Annotated in this window: 18 protein-coding genes; 8 read left to right on the forward strand and 10 right to left on the reverse strand. The window is 37.6% G+C overall.

What is annotated here, in order from left to right; all coding sequences use genetic code 11:
* Window positions 1-234: 234 nt before the first annotated feature.
* The 5 genes from J7E77_RS31515 to J7E77_RS24805 all read right to left on the reverse strand — a co-directional run bounded on the left by J7E77_RS31515 (window position 235) and on the right by J7E77_RS24805 (window position 6,497).
* Complete coding sequence (locus J7E77_RS31515; protein WP_308160764.1) at window positions 235-522, reverse strand: macro domain-containing protein; 288 nt, start codon at window positions 520-522, stop codon at window positions 235-237.
* A gap of 139 nt (window positions 523-661) precedes the next feature.
* On the reverse strand, window positions 662-1,855 hold the full coding sequence (locus tag J7E77_RS24790) for a nucleoside transporter C-terminal domain-containing protein (RefSeq protein ID WP_214717536.1): 1,194 nt from the start codon (window positions 1,853-1,855) through the stop codon (window positions 662-664).
* Window positions 1,856-2,343: 488 nt separating this feature from the next.
* Window positions 2,344-3,564 (reverse strand): amidohydrolase, encoded by a 1,221-nt coding sequence (locus J7E77_RS24795; protein WP_214717538.1) that lies wholly within the window; start codon window positions 3,562-3,564, stop codon window positions 2,344-2,346.
* 21 nt (window positions 3,565-3,585) lie between these two features.
* Complete coding sequence (locus J7E77_RS24800) at window positions 3,586-4,824, reverse strand: amidohydrolase family protein (RefSeq protein WP_214717540.1); 1,239 nt, start codon at window positions 4,822-4,824, stop codon at window positions 3,586-3,588.
* Window positions 4,825-4,919: 95 nt separating this feature from the next.
* Entirely contained in the window at window positions 4,920-6,497 is a 1,578-nt protein-coding gene (locus J7E77_RS24805) for a glutathione ABC transporter substrate-binding protein (protein WP_214717542.1), read from the reverse strand.
* Window positions 6,498-6,791: 294 nt separating this feature from the next.
* Here J7E77_RS24805 and J7E77_RS24810 point away from each other — a divergent pair, with 294 nt between their 5' ends.
* From J7E77_RS24810 to J7E77_RS24845, 8 genes are all read left to right on the forward strand, one after another.
* Window positions 6,792-7,694, forward strand: coding sequence for an ABC transporter permease (locus tag J7E77_RS24810; protein ID WP_214717544.1), 903 nt, complete (start codon window positions 6,792-6,794; stop codon window positions 7,692-7,694).
* Between the two features lie 22 nt (window positions 7,695-7,716).
* Complete coding sequence (nikB, locus tag J7E77_RS24815) at window positions 7,717-8,637, forward strand: nickel ABC transporter permease (protein WP_214717546.1); 921 nt, start codon at window positions 7,717-7,719, stop codon at window positions 8,635-8,637.
* A gap of 13 nt (window positions 8,638-8,650) precedes the next feature.
* Window positions 8,651-9,673: an ABC transporter ATP-binding protein gene (locus J7E77_RS24820; protein WP_214717548.1), complete on the forward strand. Its 1,023-nt coding sequence runs from the start codon at window positions 8,651-8,653 to the stop codon at window positions 9,671-9,673.
* The gene (locus J7E77_RS24825) at window positions 9,673-10,668 is read left to right on the forward strand and encodes an ABC transporter ATP-binding protein (RefSeq protein ID WP_251026847.1); all 996 of its coding nucleotides are present in this window, start codon (window positions 9,673-9,675) and stop codon (window positions 10,666-10,668) included. Before J7E77_RS24820 ends, J7E77_RS24825 begins: the two co-directional genes overlap by 1 nt.
* A gap of 97 nt (window positions 10,669-10,765) precedes the next feature.
* Complete coding sequence (locus tag J7E77_RS24830) at window positions 10,766-11,506, forward strand: sensor histidine kinase (protein ID WP_214717549.1); 741 nt, start codon at window positions 10,766-10,768, stop codon at window positions 11,504-11,506.
* 13 nt (window positions 11,507-11,519) lie between these two features.
* On the forward strand, window positions 11,520-12,212 hold the full coding sequence (locus J7E77_RS24835) for a response regulator transcription factor (RefSeq protein ID WP_214717550.1): 693 nt from the start codon (window positions 11,520-11,522) through the stop codon (window positions 12,210-12,212).
* Window positions 12,209-13,516, forward strand: coding sequence for an SLC5/6 family protein (locus J7E77_RS24840; protein WP_214717551.1), 1,308 nt, complete (start codon window positions 12,209-12,211; stop codon window positions 13,514-13,516). The genes J7E77_RS24835 and J7E77_RS24840 overlap by 4 nt, the downstream gene beginning before the upstream one ends.
* Before the next feature lie 44 nt (window positions 13,517-13,560).
* Window positions 13,561-13,920, forward strand: coding sequence for a hypothetical protein (locus J7E77_RS24845; RefSeq protein WP_214717552.1), 360 nt, complete (start codon window positions 13,561-13,563; stop codon window positions 13,918-13,920).
* Window positions 13,921-13,948: 28 nt separating this feature from the next.
* Here J7E77_RS24845 and J7E77_RS24850 read toward each other — a convergent pair whose 3' ends face one another.
* From J7E77_RS24850 to arcC, 5 genes are all read right to left on the reverse strand, one after another.
* Window positions 13,949-15,172: an amidohydrolase gene (locus J7E77_RS24850; protein WP_214717553.1), complete on the reverse strand. Its 1,224-nt coding sequence runs from the start codon at window positions 15,170-15,172 to the stop codon at window positions 13,949-13,951.
* Between the two features lie 78 nt (window positions 15,173-15,250).
* Window positions 15,251-16,816, reverse strand: coding sequence for a glutathione ABC transporter substrate-binding protein (locus J7E77_RS24855; protein ID WP_214717555.1), 1,566 nt, complete (start codon window positions 16,814-16,816; stop codon window positions 15,251-15,253).
* A gap of 126 nt (window positions 16,817-16,942) precedes the next feature.
* A complete protein-coding gene (locus J7E77_RS24860; RefSeq protein WP_214717557.1) occupies window positions 16,943-18,412 on the reverse strand; it encodes an amidohydrolase family protein in 1,470 nt (489 codons plus the stop codon).
* Between the two features lie 271 nt (window positions 18,413-18,683).
* Window positions 18,684-19,103 carry a hypothetical protein gene (locus tag J7E77_RS24865; RefSeq protein ID WP_214717559.1) on the reverse strand — a complete coding sequence of 140 codons (420 nt, stop codon included), beginning with the start codon at window positions 19,101-19,103 and terminating at the stop codon, window positions 18,684-18,686.
* A 39-nt stretch (window positions 19,104-19,142) separates the two neighbouring features.
* Window positions 19,143-20,117 carry a carbamate kinase gene (gene arcC, locus J7E77_RS24870; protein WP_214717560.1) on the reverse strand — a complete coding sequence of 325 codons (975 nt, stop codon included), beginning with the start codon at window positions 20,115-20,117 and terminating at the stop codon, window positions 19,143-19,145.
* Window positions 20,118-20,119: the final 2 nt, after the last annotated feature.

The following is a 20,119-nucleotide window of genomic DNA, read 5'->3' on the forward strand; positions in this document are numbered from 1 at the left end:
TCATTGGATGCATTTTCAACTACTTTTCTCTGATTTTTGTAGCCAATAGCTCTAATTATCTATCAAATGTTTCTATGAATTATTTACTGATAACATCTTTTGTTAAAATATGGTCTAAGGAGGTTTGATATACTCGATAATCATCTTGAGAGAATAAAACCATCGCAACATCACCGAATGGATTAGTTTTCAAAAAGTCTATTATAGTTTTGAGTGCAATGTTTGATGCTAACTCTATCGGGAATCTAAATATACCTGTAGAGATAGACGGAAATACAATACTTTTAAGACCTTTTTCCGCAGCAAGTTGTAGTGAGTTTTGTAACAGTTTGCTAAGAGCACTTCCTCGTTCCCAGTTATTCCACTCCAAACAGGACCTACCGTATGAACCACATATTTTGCAGGCAAGTTATATCCCTTCGTTATTACCGCTTCACCAGTAGGTAAATAATTTCCGTTTAGCGCTTCATTCCGAATTCTTTTGCATTCTTGTAATAATTCATTTCCTGCAGCTCGGTGGATTGCTCCTTCTACTCCACCCCCGCTAAAAGGGAACCATTTGCTGCAGTAACAATAGAATCTTTCCTTTGCAATGTAATATCGCCAACAACTAGTTCCAGTTTATTACCATTAATCTCCTCTACCATTACTTTTCACTCCTTTACCAAACAAATAATCCAACAATCATCGCACTCAATAAAGATACTCCTACTCCACTGACCAACAGCTTCCAGACATTTTTTCCGATGATACTTGATTTTTCTTCACTAAGGATTGAATTAAATGTTCCATAAATCATACCGACGGTACTAAAGTTGGCAAATGAAGTTAGGAACGTAACGGCAACAGCGACTGTATGCGGAGCAAGTCCACTTATCTTGCCTTTTAGATCAAGCATCGCAACAAACTCATTGGTCGCTAGCTTTATTCCCATTAATTGTGCTACATACATGGCATCATCCCCAGCTAATCCAAGCAAGAAGGCGAATGGGCTAAAGATAATGGAGAATATTTTTTGGATGGTCAACCCTTTCACTATGAACCCTAAAATTCCATTTATACCAGCAGTTAAGGCAACATAACCAATGACCATTGCCATGATGACAATAACCATTTTGACACCAACAAGCATACTGTTTGAGATTGTTGAAAAGAAATCTTTTCGCTCTTCTTTTGTAGGGACATAAACGATATCTTCCTCTTTACTCACCTCAACAGGATTCAGCATATTCGCAATCAAAAGCGCGTTCAGGCAATTCAACGGAATCGCCACAAATACATATGTCGCTGGAACCATTGTTAAGTAGGCCCCAATGATCGAACCGCTGATGCTGCTCATACTCATGATTCCAAACGTTAGCAGACGATGTTCCTTTAACACGGTCAACTGCTGACGGATAACGGCCAGGGCTTCTGTATTTCCAAGAAACATCATCTGGATTGAGAAGAAACTCTCAAGCTTTGGCAGTCCAGATACTTTTGAAATGAGCCATCCCACTTTATCAATGATCCATGTTAAAATTCCGAAGTACGTTAAAATATCAAAGAACGTAATAATGAAAATAATCGGCATTAACGCACTAAAAAAGAAATCCACCTGCTCATTCGCCATCACGGATGGGAATACAAATGAAGTTCCTTCGTTCGCACAAGCAATTAACCAATTAAAGAACGATGCTATCTTATTAATGATCCATGACCCAATTTTCGTCGATAACATAAACCAGGTGATCGCTAATTCAACAACTAACAACGTCAAAATGGATTTCCACTTAACGTTTCTTTTATTAGGGGAGCAAAAATAAATAAGAACGATCATAACTATTACTCCAAGTACATTAAACAAAAAATACAAGTTATCAACTCCTTTGGTTTAATATTCCCAGAAAGTTTATTTGTATAGAAAAATCCCTCAACTTTTCACGGGTTTGTTGAAGAGTAAAGCCGGGGAAATATTATTTATGTTACGACGAATGGGAGAAAAATTAGATTATTCTTGTAGCTACACTGAACTTTTCTTGATGGTATTTTTATAAGTATAAGTTAGTAAGAATAGAAGGAACGTAGTATATTCTGGGGGGTAGGGAATGAATAGTGATGAAGGCTTATGGAGAAAGGAACTACTTTTTTCCATAACCTGAGGATATAACGGAAGTGAATCAGTAAGAGGTTTTAGTAACCCATTTAGAGCACAAATATAAATTAAATCTTATATAAAAATAAGAAACAGTGCTAATTCATTTGCGAATTGCACTGTTAATTTTATAGATGTTTTTTGGGTTACGGATAATCCAAATGTGAAAGACTTCTCTTCCTAAACTATTAAGTTCTTAAAAACAATGTTTACAGTTGTCCAAATACAACTTTTCCTTTAAAAATAACTGCTTCGCGCTCTGGTGTTCTAGCAACTGCTTCAGCAGAACATGATGCATTTACAAGAACAAAATTTGCTTCATCGCCTACCAGAGGCCAGGTTACTTCACCGTCTTTCGTTAATGGGGTAGGTCCCCCAGTAGCATACTTTAGTGTCTGAGCTAATGCACGTTCGTCACTTTTCCGGTACAGCTCACTATATCGGGTTACCTTTTCTAAAACATCCCCTGTTCCATATGGCCCCCAAGAGTCATAGAAACCATCACACCCTAAATACACGTTTACTCCCCTTCGATCTAATAAATCAATTGGAGGCAGAGTTTTTGTAATTGGAATCGTAGACATAACAGAAATTCCTAACTTGCTCAATTTATCGGCGATTTCTTCCTGTTGTGGAACTGGTACTTCTCCTAGACTGAATGCATGGCTTACAGCCACGCGATTGTGCCATTTCGCTGCTTCTACCATTTCTGTCAATTTATCTACCGTATAAAAACCAACATGGCCGCTGTCATGCAAATGGATATCTACATCTGCATCAAATTCTGTTGCTAGATTCATCACTTCATAGAGTGATTTTTCGATATTGCGGTCAATTCCAGCTGGGTCTAATCCCCCAACTAATTGGGCACCTGATCTCATTGCCTCTTTCATAAGTGGAATGACATTTTCAGTTAATAATCCATGCTGAGGGAAGGCAACAATCTCGTAGGTTAGCTTATCAGTGTAATCCTCCAATGCTGTTTTTACGCCTTCTAAATTTTTCAAACCAATATAAGGGTCAATATTTACATGGGTGCGGATATGTGTGGATCCTTGTGAAAGCAGTAAGTCAATCATGGCACTAGCACGCTGTTTTGTTGTTGGCGCCAATTCCTCAAGTTCCATTGCTTCCATACGTAATCGGTCCTTCAAATTTTTTGCAGGAATAGGAGCCTTCCAATCAAGTGAAAGATAGGTTTTATCCAAATGGTTGTGCATTTCTTTAAAGGTAGGTAACGCCAAAAAACATTTTCCGTCCACAGCTTTCTCACCAGATGGAATGTTAAAACTCAGCTTTTGCTTTTCAACAATTTTCCCACCCTGAATTTTCAAATGGAAAAGCTCTGTCTTTGTTTCATAGACTCCTTTTTCATCCTGTACATAGCCTGTCTCTAACCGAACATTTGTCAACCAATATGAGGTAGTCATTCTTTCTCCTCCTTTATAAGTTTAAACACGCACTAGGTCTGTGTCTTCTAGTTTACTTTCAACCTTTTTTCCTTTGAAGAACAATGCTTCTACCGGTGCTCTTCTTGCGACTGCTTCTGCTGAACAAGTGGCCTTTACTAGCATCATCGTTGCATCATCGCCAACCTTTGGCCAGACACGCTCACCTTTTTCATTCAGTGGTGTTACACCGCCAGTTCCGTATTTTAGGGTAGTTGATAATGAATATTCGTCACTCATGCGGAATCTTTCAGCAAGAACCCCCAGCTTTTGGATCGAGTTTCCAGTTCCAAATGGAGACCAGTGGTCTGTAATACTGTCATGTCCAACAGATACTTGAATCCCTAATTTATCAAGAGTTGGTATCGGAATTGTCGCCCGATTTATAGGAACAGTGGTGGTAACATCCATCTCTTGTTCTTTTAGAATAGCAGTGATTTCATTAAGTTCCTCACCATCCAGGTCACCTAATGCAATTCCATGGCTAATCGTGGCTCTACCTTTAAGTCCAGATTCCTTCGTATAATAAGCCATGCGTTCAAATGTAAATGCTCCTAATGTATTCGGATCATGTAAATGAATATCTACGCCCTTATTGTTTTCAACAGCAATATCAAAAATAGTGTTTAAAGATTTTTCAATGTTCCGATCCACAGTCGCAGGGTCGACGCCTCCAACTAATGTCGCGCCATTCTTCATCGCATCACGAATGAGCTGAACTGAGTCACTTTTTAATAAACCGTGCTGTGGAAAGGCAACAATCTCATAGGTAAGAACATCCTCATATTTTTTCAATGCATTGACGGTTACCTCAAGATTTTTAAGTCCAATCACTGGGTCAACATTACAATGGGTGCGAATATGGGTATGGCCGTTTTTAATAAATAGTTCAATCATTTTCTCAGCACGCTCTTGGGCTGTCGGCAGGAGCTTTGGCAGCAGTTCTTTTTCTTCTTCTAATCTGGTAAAAATGCCTTTTGTGATGGGCGTACATGCTTTCCATGGTCCACCATAATAGGTTTTATCGATATGAATATGCATATCTCTTAAGGATGGCAGTAATAGCTTACCATTCGCATCATGCTGCTTAACCTTTGTATTAGGAATTTTATTTGTAATTTCAGTAATTTTACCGCCTTCAATTTTCAAGTGGCAAATTTCTGTCTTGGTTGCGACAATTCGATCATTTTCATAAATGAAACCTTTTTCTAAGCAGACATTCGTTAACCAAAAAATTGTCATTCCTATTCCCTCCTAAGTTATAGAACTAGGAAAAGTACTTTTTTCACAAAAGTACTTTTCCTCCTTGAACACTATTCATTTCTTCATAAAGTCACTTATTTAATTACTACATCATCAATCATTAGATAGTTGGCAGCATTTAACCAAAAACCACTTACATTTTTACTATAGGCAGCCAAATGTTCATAATTTCGGATTGGAACATAAACCGCATCGTCAATCTCTTTCTGCATTACATCTTCATATAGCTTTAATCGTTTTTGCTCATCTGTTTCTTTTCGTGCTGATTCAATCATTTTGTCTACATCTGGATTACTATAGTAGAAATGGTTCCCTGCAGCTCCCTGTGATGCTGAATGGAATAAGTTATACTGGTTGTAATCTCCGTCGCCGGTTGCATTTCCCCATCCACCAATGGCCATATCGTGCTCACCTTTTTCAATCATGTCGATATAAGCACCATATTCCATTACCTGGATTTTCACATTTACTCCAATCCCTTTTAATTGCGATTGCATCACTTCAGCCATGTTAATACGTTCTTTTCGGTCACTTGTTAATAAAGTGACATTTAATCCTTTTTCATAGCCAGCTTCTTTTAACAATTTCTTTGCTTCGTTCAAATCATAGTCATATGCTTTAACCTTATCACTGTATCCAAGCACCTTAGGGCTCATTGCTACATTGGCAAGGGTTCCAACGTTATTATAAACGCCTTTAATAATTGCTTCTCTTTCAATGCCGTGGCTGATTGCCTTACGAACTCTTACATCATCAAACGGTTTTTTCTTTGTGTTAAATCCAAGATATTCAACAGCTAGTCCTTCTGTACGATAGAGTCCCATTTTGTCAGAAGCTTCAATGCGCTCAATCTCGGTTACAGGCACTTGGTCATTAATATGCGCCTCACCTGTTTCAATCATAGCTAGTCGGGTTGCATCTTCAGGAACGACTTTGAATACTACTCTATCAATATTAGGTTTCTTCCCCCAGTAGTTTTCATTTCTCTTTAATGAAATTTCTTGTCCAGTCTTCCATGATTCAAACACAAATGGACCTGTACCAACTGGGTGCTGTGATAATGTATCCGGGTTTTCTGTAAGTGCTTTTGGACTAATAATACTACCTTCTTGGCTGGCCAAAATAGATAGCAGTGGAGCATAAGGATATTCAAGTAATAATTGAACTGTATAATCATCCACAACTTTTACTTCCTTAATCATTGAGAACTTCTCGCGTTGCGGTGATTCTGTTTTCGGATCTAACATACGATCAAATGTTGTTTTAACAGCTTCAGCATTGAATGGTGCTCCATCATGGAATTTAACGCCTTCTTGTAATTTAAATTCCCATGTTGTGTCATTTACGACTTTCCATTCTTTCGCTAACAGTGGTTTAATTTTGAAGTCTTTATCTGGTGCAATTAGTGTCTGATAAACTTTTTGATAAATGATATTCGCAGAAGGAATATCTGTGATAAAATGCGGATCAAGTTTTGTAGCATCAGAAAGCCTTACAACTGTTAATGTACCGCCTTGTTTGGTTGCCTCTTTTTTGCTTGCCGTATCAGTTGAAGAAGTTGATTTTGTAGAACAAGCTTGAACAAAAATCAACATTAAGCCGATTAGAACAAATAGTAGACCCTTATTAATACTGCGTCCTTTTTTCTCCATTTTTTTATGCTCCCTTATTTTGTTATTTTGTAAATTCTGACCCTTCAATCGGTTATCCACCATCCTTCCGCTAGTACATATCTGCATTATAAAAGACAATAGATAATAATATTTACAGAATATTTACTTAAATTTTAACTATATTGACATATTATTTAAAAAACATTTACTTTTCACCTAATTTTGATAATTTGTACATAACCCAATAAAAAGTCTGAAAGTTTAGAAGGGGGTCCACCGCAACGATCAATTACACCTTATCTTTCAAAAAAATTAAAATAAGGAGGGTTTTACATGTCAGTTGAAGCAAACACTGAAAAACCAATTGTAATCACACAAACGATTAATCTACCGAAACAATCTAAATTAAAAGACTTCCTTTCTATTTTAATGGTTAATAAAGCAGCGATGGTCGGTGCAATTATTATCCTCTTTTACATTTTTATCGGATTATTTGCACCGCTCTTAGCCCCATACAATCCATATGAAATTATATTAGAAGATAAATTACTGCCTCCATCGAATGATCACTGGATGGGAACTGATGATAAAGGGAGAGATATATTAAGTCGTATTCTGTATGGCTCAAGACTTTCGATGGGAGTCGGTTTTGCTGCTGTAGCCTTTGGCTCATTCTTCGGAATCATTTTTGGACTAGTTGCTGGCTATTATGGAAAATGGGTTGATACGTTCATTATGCGATTGATGGACGTCATGCTCGCCTTTCCTGGAATCCTACTAGCATTAGCCATCATAAGTGCTCTAGGACCAGGTCTTATTAATGTTACGATCGCGGTTGGAGCATTTTCCGTTCCGTTATTTGCACGAATTGTCCGCGGTTCTACATTAGAAGTGAAACGTCTCGAGTATATCGACGCCATACGGTCGCTTGGCGCAAATGATTTTACAATTATTTTCAAACATATTTTACCGAATATTCTTTCTCCAATTATTGTCCAAGGGACATTACGTCTTGCGACGGCGATTTTATCAGCTGCAGGCTTATCGTTTCTTGGTCTTGGCGCACAGCCTCCTTCTCCGGAATGGGGAACGATGCTAAGTAATGGAAGGGATTTCTTATTCTCTGCTCCATACATTGCGATTTTCCCAGGTTTAGCGATTTCTATCCTCGTTTTAGGTTTTAATATCTTTGGTGATGGATTACGCGATGCTTTTGATCCAAGAATGAAAAAGTAAAATTTAAGGAGGTTAGCAGACGATGTTGATGTTTATTTTACGCCGTTTAGTCCAAACGATCCCAGTAGTAATTGGGGTAACTTTTGTCGTATTTTTTATCATGCAACTAGTTCCCGGTGATCCTGCTGTTTTGCTTGCAGGTGAAGGGGCATCAAAAGAAACAGTTAATGCCATTCGCGAGCAATTGGGGTTAAACCGGCCATTACTGGTTCAATATTTTGACTACCTTTTGAATGTATTTCAAGGAGACTTTGGTAATTCACTTAAGAATAGCCAGCCAGTACTTGATGAAATAATGGTTAGACTACCGATCACAATGGAGTTAGCATTTTTTAGTATCATTATCACAATCGTTTTAGGTATGCCAGCGGGAATTATTTCAGCGGTTAAACCTTATTCACTTACAGATACAAGTGTTATGCTAGTTGCCCTACTTGGAATTTCCTTACCGAGCTTTTGGTTTGGTTTAATGATGATGTATTTCTTCTCCGTAAAACTGCAAATTCTTCCGGTTGCAGGATGGGATAGTATCCTTCACGTCATCCTTCCTGCTCTAACATTAGGAGCAGGAGGTGCAGCAATTGTTGCCCGGATGACTCGTTCCAGTATGCTTGAAGTCATCAGGCAAGATTATATCCGTACAGCACGAGCAAAAGGACTGCGCGAACATGTCATTATTTATAAGCACGCATTACGGAATGCCTTAATTCCAGTAATAACGGTTGTTGGGTTACAGTTTGGTGCTCTGCTTGGCGGAACTGTATTAGTTGAATCCATCTTTGCGATTAACGGACTTGGCAGAATGATTGTTGATGCTATCCGAATGCGGGATTTACCAGTGGTTCAAGGGGGAGTTTTAGCTGCCTCGCTAATCTTTGTTATCGTGAATTTATTTGTGGACGTATTCTATCGGTTCTTTAATAAACGAATTGAACTAAATTAACGGGCGGTGAATAATGGTGAGTGAGAAAAACAATCCAATTTTAGAAGTAAAAGGATTAAAAACACATTTCTTTACAAAACATGGTGTAAGTAAGGCCGTTGACGGTATTGATTTTACCCTTCGAAAGGGAGAGACTTTAGGTATTGTCGGAGAATCAGGCTGTGGAAAAAGTATGACATCTCTCTCCATACTACGACTAATCCCCTCCCCTCCAGGGAAAGTTGCCGGCGGACAGGTTCTTTATAAAGGGAAAGATTTAGTCACACTCTCAGAGGATGAAATGAGGAAAATCCGTGGAAACGAAATCTCGATGATTTTCCAAGAACCGATGACATCATTAAATCCTGTACTTCCTGTCGGAGAACAAATTGCTGAAGCATTAAGATTGCATCAAGGTATGAGAAAGAAGGAAGCGTGGATTAAGACAGTTGAAATGCTTAAGCTTGTGGGAATACCTTCTCCTGAAAAAAGGGCAAAACAAGAACCATTCCAATTAAGTGGAGGTATGCGCCAGCGTGTAATGATTGCGATGGCACTTGCCTGTACTCCAGAAGTGTTAATTGCCGATGAACCAACAACAGCCTTAGATGTAACCATTCAAGCACAAATATTAGAGCTAATTAAAGATTTACAAAAAAAGATAGGTATGGGCGTTATTATGATTACACATGATTTAGGAGTTGTTTCTGAAACATGTGATAAAGTTGCAGTTATGTATGCCGGCAATATTATTGAACATGCGCCAACTGAAAAGATTTTTACAAATCCAAAGCACCCCTATACACAAGGGTTGTTAAATTCTTTACCGAAGATCCATGAGGACCAAGAAGAATTGCAAACGATCGAAGGGAGTGTACCAAGTCCGTATAATTTGCCGACAGGCTGCCGTTTTGCTTCAAGGTGCCCCCATCAGAAACCTTTGTGTCACTTGCAGAAGCCTGATCTAATTGAACAAAATGATGGTGTTAAAGTACGTTGTTGGATGTACACTGACGAATGGACGAGACATGTGGAAAAAGAGGGGGCTGTTAAATAATGGTGACTGCTACAGAGAAAAAAGTATTATTAAAAGTGGACCATTTGAAACAATATTTCCCTGTTAAATCAGATTCCATTTTTAAACCTAAGGCATTTGTAAAAGCAGTTGACGACATTTCTTTTCACCTATACGAAGGAGAAACACTAAGTATTGTTGGGGAATCTGGCTGCGGTAAATCAACTACAGGACGAGCGATTTTACGGCTCGATGAACCAACAGACGGGAATGTATATTACTCTGGTAAAGACATTTTAAGCCTTAATAATAAAGAGATGAGAAAGCTTAGAGGAGACTTGCAAGTAATTTTCCAAGATCCTTTTGCCTCACTTAACCCCCGTCAAACGGTAAAGCATATTCTAAATGAAGCAATGGCCATTCAAAATGTCGTTGAAAAACCGAAAAGGATGGAAAGAATGTTAGAATTACTGGGGTATGTCGGACTACCTCAAGAAGCACTTGATCGCTATCCCCATGAATTTAGTGGAGGGCAGCGTCAGCGAATTGGGATTGCCCGTGCACTTGCAGTCGATCCTAAATTAATTATTTGTGACGAAGCAGTATCTGCTTTGGATGTTTCCATCCAAGCCCAAATTCTAAATCTATTAAAAAAACTACAAAATCAGTTTCAGCTTACCTTTTTATTCATCTCACACGATTTAAGTGTAGTAAGGCATATCTCCGACCGAGTAATGGTTATGTATTTAGGAAAGATCGTTGAGATTGCTGATAAAAAGAATCTATTCGATTCACCGCTTCATCCATATACAAAGGCATTGTTATCATCAATTCCGGTACCTAATCCAGTCCTAAAAAGGGAACGTGTCATCTTAAAAGGAGATGTCCCTTCCCCTATTAACCCTCCGAGCGGATGCCGTTTCCATACTCGCTGTCCTTTTGCAACGGAGAAGTGTAAATTAGAGGAACCTGCCCTAAGAGAATTAGCTGAGAATCATTTTGTCAGCTGCCATTTTGCAGAGCAACTTTCGCAATAAAGTTATATTAGAAATAAAAAACTTTATAAAATATCATATTAATAAAGGGAGTATTTCTAGACTTCCTTTTTCTACATCTAAAGGAGAATCTCGTTTAATGCTTAATATTGAAGCTTTCTCCATTTACATTATGCTATGTGTCTTAGCCCCTTTACTAGGTGCATTTACTTTGCTGTTTTTATTTATATTTGAAAAACGAATTGATCTTTTAGAAAAGCAAACACGGGAAATTGCTCTCGAGAAAGAACTGCAAACAGCCCTTTATAATCAATTAAATCAGGAAATCCAACCACATTTCCTCTTTAATACATTAAATTCCATTTTAAGCCTTGCAAGATTAGAGAGAAAAACAGAATTAATTCACTCGATTGAAACCCTTTCAAGATTGCTTAAGTTTAAATATAAGACAAATACACCTTTAATAACAATTAATGAGGAATTATCCTATATTAATTATTATTTGGAAATACAAAAAATAAGGTTCCGAGACAGACTTCATTACGAAATATCCATGGATTCAACAGTAGGACAGGCTGTTATCATCCCTTTTTTAATTCAAACTCTTGTCGAGAACGCCTTTAAGCATTCATTTGACAGACATATTGGTGAGGCTTTTTTAAAAATAATCATTGAAAAGAACGAGAAGGAAGTTTATGTAACTGTCTGGAACAATGCCTTAGAAGGACAGGTGGTCCAATCTCATAAAGATGGACTTGGTTTAGATAATATTGCAAAAAGGCTTGATCTTCTCTTTCCAGGAGATCAGACTTCAGTAAAATTAATACCTTCAGAAGATGGTACCAGTGTTTTAGCTGTTTTCCCATTTGTACTAGGATAGGAGGTGCATCCAAATGAATATTCTTTTAGTAGATGATGAACCACTTGAATTAGAACTGCTCGAATATTTAATTCAAAAAAAGTTTCCAAACTGGAAGTTTTTTAAGGCTCTAGATGCTTCACAAGCCATTCAAATCATCAAACAACATGAAATCTTTCTTGCATTTCTTGATATCCAGCTCCCAGGTAAATCAGGTTTGGAATTAGCGATGGAACTCACACGAAATTATTCAATGGATATTATCATGGTTACGGCTTTTCAGAATTTTGAATATGCTCAAATCTCGATAAGAATTGGGGTTGTTGATTATATTACGAAGCCTGTCATTGAAGAAGAGCTTTTGAATGTATTAAGCAGGTATGAGCGATTGGGACGATATACGGAACAAATCGTAAACGCCTTACAAATTATACATCAGGAATATAGTGAAAAATTAACATTAAATTATTTAGCTTCAAAGGTTCACATTAACCCTGCCTATTTAAGCAGAAAATTTCACGAAGAAGTAGGGATGGGCTTCTCTGAATATTTAAATGATTATCGTTTAAAGGAAGCTCAAAAAATGTTAATTAATAATCCTGATTTAAGCATTAGCACGATTTCAGAAAGATGTGGATTTAATAGCCAGCATTACTTTAGCCAAATCTTTCGGAAATTGACTGGACAATCACCGAGTGACTATCGCTTAAAGGAGACATACCGTTGAATAGAAGTTCTTATCAATTATATATAAGCGGTGCGATTAAATTGGGGATAAGCTTTGGGGTTGTTAGTCTATTAGCGAGGTGGATAACAGGCAATACGATCCTCTCTTCTCCAGAAACATTAATTAAATACGGATTAACTGGTGGAATTGGCTATTCTTTAATGGGGGCTTTAGCACTCATATTGTTTGGATTTTTAGCCAAAGTCATTAGAGAAAAATTTCCCGATGAGCAAACGATTGGAGATGTACTGAGAAAAAAATTATCACCAAGCGGCTACTGGTATGTCATTACAATTCTTCTCATTACCAGCCTGCACTCCTTATTTATCCAAGCAATGGGAGCGGGAATCCTCATTCATATCCTGTTCCCTATGCCTGTTTTTATAGGAATGCTATTGTTTTTAGGCTTTTGTTTTTTTGTAGGCGGTGTTGGTGGAATGCAGCGGCTGCACCAGTTATCAGGTGTTAATGTCTCATTGATCTTCGGCGCTGTTTTAGTCATTCCTGTTTATTTTTATATTCAGGAAGGTGTCCATCCTGTTTATGAAGGGATTAAACTTTTTCATCCTTATATTTTATTCTATAAAAATACAGATTCGATTTGGTTTATTTTCACAGCGATTTTGATTGGCTTTGGACAGGTCTTAATTGATCGAGCAACATGGCAGAGATTATTTATCATCAAAAAGGAAAAAGTTCAAATGACCTTTACTCTAGCTGGAGTAATATGGGCCACAATCCCACTAGCTCTAACCTCCCTGCTAATGATTATTATGTTTGGCAGAAGCTATAAAGATATTTATTCGTTGCTGTTTGAACTTGTTGATAAAATACAATCAACCATGCTAATTGTTTTATTTGTTTTATTTTGCTTTAGTGCGATTTCGTCAGCAATTAGTGCAGAACTACATGCGACGACTACCTTGGTTGTAAAAAATATTATTGAAATATTTCGTCCTTTATCTGACCATGAAAGATGGAAATTCACTTATATTTTTTCAGGAAGTATTTGTATATGTTTACTAATAATCGTGAGTATTTTTAAACCTACTCCGCTACAATTATTGTTTTTCTCTGGGAATATTTACGCTGCCATCATTGTACCGATGTTATTTATTATTCTAAGTAACAAATCGATTCCTGCAATCATCCCCTTTTCCTCATTGATTGGTGCCTTGGGGGGCTATATATTTATTCCCCTGAATGATAACTTAACGATCATTTGGATCAGCTTCATAATTTCTGGTTTGATTTGTTTATTGGTTTTTATTTTCCAAACAGTATCTATTAGGATAAAGCATTAAGGAAGATTGGAGGTAAGCAACATTGGGAGATAAGCAAGTCATCCATGATGATGGGTGGCACAAATACTAAGCGTTTTCTGATGTTACAAGGTATTCGAGCACCAATAAAGGCCAGTCATGTTATCAAGAAAAGAGAAATCAATTTACAAGAATTATATTTTCCAAATTGTAAGGGCCGTTTCTCAAACGGAGTAAACTGGCCTGCACTGCTTACCACTCTATTCGCTGGGTGTACTAGCTTGATTGGTAGATTTATTGATATCCTTGAGCCGATTTATAATATTTCATGGTTTACTGGGATAATCGTTTCAGTCGTCCTATATTTACTATTTATTTATTTGAACAACCTGTTACACGCCAGTAGAACAGATAAGGATTTGGCAAATATAACAAAAGGAGGATGATGTCCTCATCCTCCTTTAAAATTAATATCTAGCTAATGGAGCCTGAAACCAAGTTACCCTGATAAAAAACTGCCTTACGGTTTGAACGTCTAGCAACGACTTCGGCAGAACAACTTGCTTCTACTAAAATCATATTGGCTGCATCCCCTTCTTTAGGCCATTGCTTTCTGCCTTCTCTGTCTAAAGGCGTCAAACCACCAGTAATATATTTTAATGCTCGAGAAAGAGAAACTTCATCTGTCCAACGACACCGTTCAATTAGTCGGCCAACCCTTTCAAGAACGTCTCCATTTCCAGTCGGCCACCACGAATCAAAAATATTATCGTTTCCTATGGCCACATTAACACCATATTCTGATAGCAGGCTTACTGGAGGAATGTTTCTACCAATTGGGAGGCTCGTCACAATCGAAATACCTGCATCCCTTAATAACTCTGCCATTTCTACGGCTTCTTCTCTTGATACATCTCCAAGTCCAAAGGCATGACTGATTGCTACTCTCCCTTCCAAGCCTGCTTGCTTCGTTAAATAGGCAAGACGTTTCATTGTGAAAGTACCTAAGTGACCAGGATCATGTAAATGCAAATCAATATCGGCATTACCTTCAACTGCTAAATCCATTAACTGTACCAATGATGCTTCAATATTATTGTCGACCGTTGCTGGATCGACAGCTCCGACAATCCCTGCCCCATTTCTCAAAGCTTCCCTTACAAGCTGTACTGTTCCTGGACGGAGCAAGCCATGCTGGGCAAACGCAACAATTTCAGAGCTTATTTTATTGGAATAAGATTCTAGAGCGTGCTGAACTCCTTCTAAATTTTGCAATTTCACCTCAGGATATATGTCAACATGCGTTCTGACATGAGTGGATCCGTATGATAGTAATACTTCAAGCAAGGCTTCAGCACGTTTTTGTGTGCTAGATGAAATAGAAGCTAGAATATTCTTTTCAATATCACAGCGTTCAATTACGCCTGAAGCCGGGATACAAGCCCGCCAATTATCACCCATATAGGTTTTATCAAGGTGAACATGCTTTTCGATGAAAGAAGGAAGCAAAAGCATTCCTTTTGCATCTATTAGAGGTAACACAACTTCAAATGGCTCAGAAGGTTTTATTATTTTTGAAATTTTCCCATCCTCTATTAACAGATTACACATCTCAGTCATAGTTCCTACAACTCTTCCATTTTCTTCATTGTACCCTGTTTCAATACGCGCATGCTTTAACCAATACTTGCTATTCATTTCTATTCATCCTTTCATTGTTAATCACCACGATAAAAGAGGTTACCCAAAATGGATATCCCTCTTTTAAGCTGTGTCTTATTTAATTGACACATCATTTATTTCTAAATAGCCTGATGGACTAATAGAAAAACCTTTTACATCTTTTCCAACAGCCGCTAAATTTTCAATAACTCGAACAGGGATATAAACTGCCTCTTTCATTTCTATTTCTTGTGACTGTGCATATAATTCTTTTCGTTTTTCTTGGTCTTTTTCACTGCGTGCAGCTTCTATTAAACTATCGACTTCTTTATTACTGTAAAAGAAGGTATTTCCCGCTCCTCCCTGTGAGCTTGTATGGAAAAGGTTATACTGATTATAATCAGCATCACCGGTAGCATTTCTCCAGCTAAGGATAAACATCTCAGAGTCACCCTTGTTTACTTGGTCAACAAACGTACCGTACTCCAACACCTGTATTTTAATTTTGACACCGATCCCTTTTAACTGTGATTGCAGTACTTCTGCCATGTTCACTCTTTCTTTGCTATCCATCGTTTTAAGTGTAACTTCAAAACCATTTGGATAACCTGCTTCAGCTAGTAATCTCTTTGCTTCATTTAAGTTATATTTATACGATTCCATATCAGGATGGTAACCGAAAACCTTTGAGCCTAATAAGGAATTTGCCTTTTTTCCCACATTATTATAGACACCTTTAATAATGGAATCCATTTCAACCGCATGGGCGATGGCCTTTCGAACCCTTTCATCATTAAATGGCTTCTTTTGAACATTAAAGCCGATATACTCTGTTCCATATCCTTCACTATGGTAAACATCGATTGCTTGTGAAGCCTTTACTGTATCCATCATTGGTACAGAAAGGGGTTCAGCTATTTGAGCTTCACCTGTTTCTAGCATGGAGATTCTGGTTGTTTCCTCAGGTACAACCTTAAAGACGACTTTATCGACCTTCGCCTTATCTCCCCAATAACTATTGTTTTTTGTTAATACAATTTCTTGCCCAGGTGTCCATGATTTGAAAACAAATGGACCTGTCCCATTTGGTTCTTTAATAATGCTTTTCCCGTATTTCTCGATAGTTTTTGGACTAATAATCCCGCCTTCATGACTAGCCAAAATAGAGAGTAATGGAGCAAACGGCTCAGTTAAAATAAACTGAACGGTGTAGTCATCTATTATCTTTACTTCTTTTACCATTTTAAAAACAACAGCTCTGGGTGATGCCACCTTTGGATCTAACAGTCGATCAAATGTAGCTTTTACAGCATTGGCATTAAAAGCTGATCCATCGTGAAATTTAACACCTTCCCGTAATTTAAACTCCCATGTCGTATCATCTAGTTGCTCCCACTTTTCCGCCAGCAATGGTTGGATTTCAGCATTATTATCACGACCAACTAAACCCTCATAGATTTTGCGATGGGTCACACTTGCTGCATTGATTGTTGACATAAAATGCTGATCTAAGTTTTCAGCGTCCGACAATCGGGCAATCACTAATGTACCCCCGTCCTTAGATTCTGTGTTTTTACCATTGCTTTTTGTGCTGACATCTTTACTCGTCGAGCAGCCTGTAATGACAAACACGATCAACATTATCAGAAAAAATCTTCCTAACCCCCACTTTTTCACCATGGAATCCACCCCCTGAATATTTTTATAATCTTTACTTCCGTTTATCCAATTATAAAAAATATTCAGATAATTTTATTTCAAAAATTTCTACTTTATTTTTCAATATCTTTACTACTTTTGATAATTTCAGATAGAATCCACTATTTTGAAAGACGGAGGAAATAATTCTCTTTCTGTCAATTGCTGATAATCTCTTTCTAAATATCCTTTTCTCATTTTGTTAAAATATTGTTGTCCCTTGGTTTTCATTTCTTCTAAATCAAAATTAGGTATTTTTTGGTCCTTCATTACAATCCTTCCGTTGATAATGGATAGTTTCACGTCTCTTCCTGTTCCGCTCACAATCATAGTTCGGATGGGATCGTCGAGAACTCCTAGATGATATCCATTTAAGTCAATTGCAATAATATCTGCTTTCGCCCCAATAGCTAAACGGCCAAGGTCATTTCTCCCCAGGAATGTAGCTGCCCCAAGTGTGGCCGCCCGGAAGAAATCGGCGTATGTTGAACCCTCTACATCCTTTTCAATGAATCGGGAAAACATGCTGCCTGTTCGAATGTTTTGAAACATATCTGGAGGAAAGGTATCTGTTCCTAGCGCTAAATTAATACCCGCCCGTTTATATTTAGCAAATGATTCTAATGCCGAAGCATGCCTGCCAATGATTAAAGGACAATGAATGACCGTTGTATTTGTTTCTTTCAGAAGTGCTATATCATCACCATCACCAGATTGTGCTTCACTATATCCAGCAATAAAGTGAGCATGCGGAATTCCTGTTTTTGACCCTAAAAAACCAAGGTCATATAAATAGCGAATAGGAGTTACTCCGTGCTTTTCAACGATGGTATGATATTCATAGGTTCCTTGTGCTGCATGAAGTTTAATAGGCACTCCTAATTTATCACTATAGTATTTTGTTTGTGTCAAACTTTCTGACGTTTGACACTCAATTCGTTCGGGTGCCAGCATCCCCTTAACTAATCCATCATAAGCTCCGTCAAATTCTTCTACAAACCTTACAGCATCTTTTAATCCTGCTTTTCCTGCTTCTTCATCCCAGTACAGTTGGATAGTACCATCAGGTTTTACGACCCTGATTCCAGATTGGTAGCTTGGCCCAAGATAGATTCTTAATCCCAAACTTCCAGCATGGTTTGCTGCAGCAGCAAGCTCCTCATACGTTTCTGCCCATTCTTTATAAAGTACCGATGTAATTGGCATCGCAGTAGTAACCCCATGGAGAATCAGTTGTGAATAGGCATAAAGGGATTTAAAATTTTCTTCTTTAGCTGTCATGACTTCATGGTGTCCGTTTTTTATATATTGTTCAGACCAAAGCAGGTTATTCTGTCTGTTTGTCCTTGCCTCTAAATGTAAAATATCGTGGTCAATATCACCTAATGCATTTAAATCGATAAACCCCGGACTAATGACGGCGTTCCCCATATCGATTACCTTGTTCACTGCGCCAAGATAATTTTTACCGACAAAGATTATCTTATCATTTTCAAAAACGACTTCCGCGTTTTCAATTAAGACGTGGTCTTCTCCATCGTAACCAATAACGTACCTTCCCTTTAATTTGGTTTTCAATTCTATTAACTCCTTTCATTAGGCAGAAGTAAGCTTGTTTAGACTTCCATAAGTATTATTATAAAAAAAATTACTATTTTATATATTCGAAATTATTACCCCTTTTTATAATATTTCTACTTCTTAGTGCTCAAATAAAATTAGTAAAAAAAATTCGTCCAACTTATACGTGGACGAAATTTTTTTAGGTATCGTGTAAACTTTAGCTATTTCTAATCAATAAAATTAGGCTGATTCTTCAACCGTTGTCGTATTATTGTCATCTTTTGCTTTAGCCATATAATCCATCATATATTATATGATAAATACTCCTCCTACCATGAGATAAGAATAGAAGAATGGCATTAATGCAGGCTAAGCAAATCCGACTGCACCTGAATGGATAATACCCGATTACTAAAAAAGTAACCGTAAATATAGAAGGAGCACTAGGGCCAGACGGTAAAGCTGTTATGTCAGTTCTACCTGTCTTTTTAGCTAAAAAATATCCAAAGACAAAGTAACAGCAGCTTGCCAAGAAGATTCCAAGACCAAAACCTGGGACAATTCTTCCATATACAATTTCTTCAGGAAAACCAACTACAAAAAGTAATAATGATATCATTGTTAATAGATTTGTTAAATTGTTAGCAAGTAAACCAAAGTATGCAGCCCAGTCACCCTTTTGCCATAACTTTAACTTTAGTTCCATTTAGTTACACCTCTAATTTATTTTACCTTCCTTAGGGGATTATTTAATAATGCCTCTATGATTATCCCTCACAATATGAGTTCCTGCCTGTTCATTAATCGCTTCTTTTAAGCTCTCAGGGTTGGTAATTATAACCCTTGATCCATTTTTTTCTAAAAAGCTTAAACTTGCCTCAATTTTAGGAAGCATACTTCCCAGAGCAAAATGGTTTTCAAGGATATATTGTTTCGTTTCTTCGATTGTAATTTTTTCAAGCGCCTTTTGATTTGGTCTGCCAAAATTGATACAAACTCTAGAAACTCCTGTTGTAATAATTAAGGTTTCTGCTTTAACTTGTTCTGCTAGTAGACTCGTAGCAAAATCCTTATCAATGACAGCATCGATACCCTCATAGGTGTTATTTCCCTTTTTAATTACTGGAATGCCCCCACCGCCGACAGCGATTACAACAAAACCTGCATTAATCAATGTTTTAATAGCCTCTTTTTCAACAATATCTATTGGTTTAGGTGAAGGGACTACTCTTCGATAGCCACGGCCAGAATCTTCGATAAAAGTCCAATCTGGATGTTCTTTTTTCATCTCTTCAGCTTGTTCTAGCGTGAAAAAGGATCCTACTGGCTTCGTTGGATTTTTGAAATTAGGATCATCGATACTTACTTCTACTTGTGTAATAACAGTAGCAACCTTCTTGTTGAGCCCTCTATTTGAAAATTCATTTGTTAAGGCCTGCTGAATTTGGTAGCCTATCCCCCCTTGAGTGTCTGCTCCACAATTGACAAGTGGAACTATTGGCATTCCAACTTCTTCATTCGCAATTTCCGATCTCCGTAGACCAAAACCTACTTGAGGGCCATTACCATGGGTGACAACAACGTTGAAACCTTCTTCCACCATATCGGCGATATTAATTGCCGTTTCACATACTGCTTCATATTGGTCTTGAACCGTGTCACGGCCCTTTTCTCGAACTAATGAGTTTCCTCCAATTGCTACAATCACTAAATTTTCCATCA

Source organism: Bacillus sp. ISL-77 (genome assembly GCF_018613105.1).

Coding starts and splice junctions, on each gene's coding strand:
- J7E77_RS24830 (WP_214717549.1), top strand. CDS start 10,766: ATGCTTAATATTGAAGCTTTCTCCATTTACATTATGCTATGTGTCTTA.
- arcC (WP_214717560.1), bottom strand. CDS start 20,117: ATGGAAAATTTAGTGATTGTAGCAATTGGAGGAAACTCATTAGTTCGA.
- J7E77_RS24805 (WP_214717542.1), bottom strand. CDS start 6,497: ATGGAGAAAAAAGGACGCAGTATTAATAAGGGTCTACTATTTGTTCTA.
- J7E77_RS24850 (WP_214717553.1), bottom strand. CDS start 15,172: ATGAATAGCAAGTATTGGTTAAAGCATGCGCGTATTGAAACAGGGTAC.
- J7E77_RS24845 (WP_214717552.1), top strand. CDS start 13,561: ATGATGATGGGTGGCACAAATACTAAGCGTTTTCTGATGTTACAAGGT.
- J7E77_RS24825 (WP_251026847.1), top strand. CDS start 9,673: ATGGTGACTGCTACAGAGAAAAAAGTATTATTAAAAGTGGACCATTTG.
- J7E77_RS24855 (WP_214717555.1), bottom strand. CDS start 16,816: ATGGTGAAAAAGTGGGGGTTAGGAAGATTTTTTCTGATAATGTTGATC.
- J7E77_RS24800 (WP_214717540.1), bottom strand. CDS start 4,824: ATGACAATTTTTTGGTTAACGAATGTCTGCTTAGAAAAAGGTTTCATT.
- nikB (WP_214717546.1), top strand. CDS start 7,717: ATGTTGATGTTTATTTTACGCCGTTTAGTCCAAACGATCCCAGTAGTA.
- J7E77_RS24795 (WP_214717538.1), bottom strand. CDS start 3,564: ATGACTACCTCATATTGGTTGACAAATGTTCGGTTAGAGACAGGCTAT.
- J7E77_RS24835 (WP_214717550.1), top strand. CDS start 11,520: ATGAATATTCTTTTAGTAGATGATGAACCACTTGAATTAGAACTGCTC.
- J7E77_RS24865 (WP_214717559.1), bottom strand. CDS start 19,103: ATGGAACTAAAGTTAAAGTTATGGCAAAAGGGTGACTGGGCTGCATAC.
- J7E77_RS24810 (WP_214717544.1), top strand. CDS start 6,792: ATGTCAGTTGAAGCAAACACTGAAAAACCAATTGTAATCACACAAACG.
- J7E77_RS24820 (WP_214717548.1), top strand. CDS start 8,651: ATGGTGAGTGAGAAAAACAATCCAATTTTAGAAGTAAAAGGATTAAAA.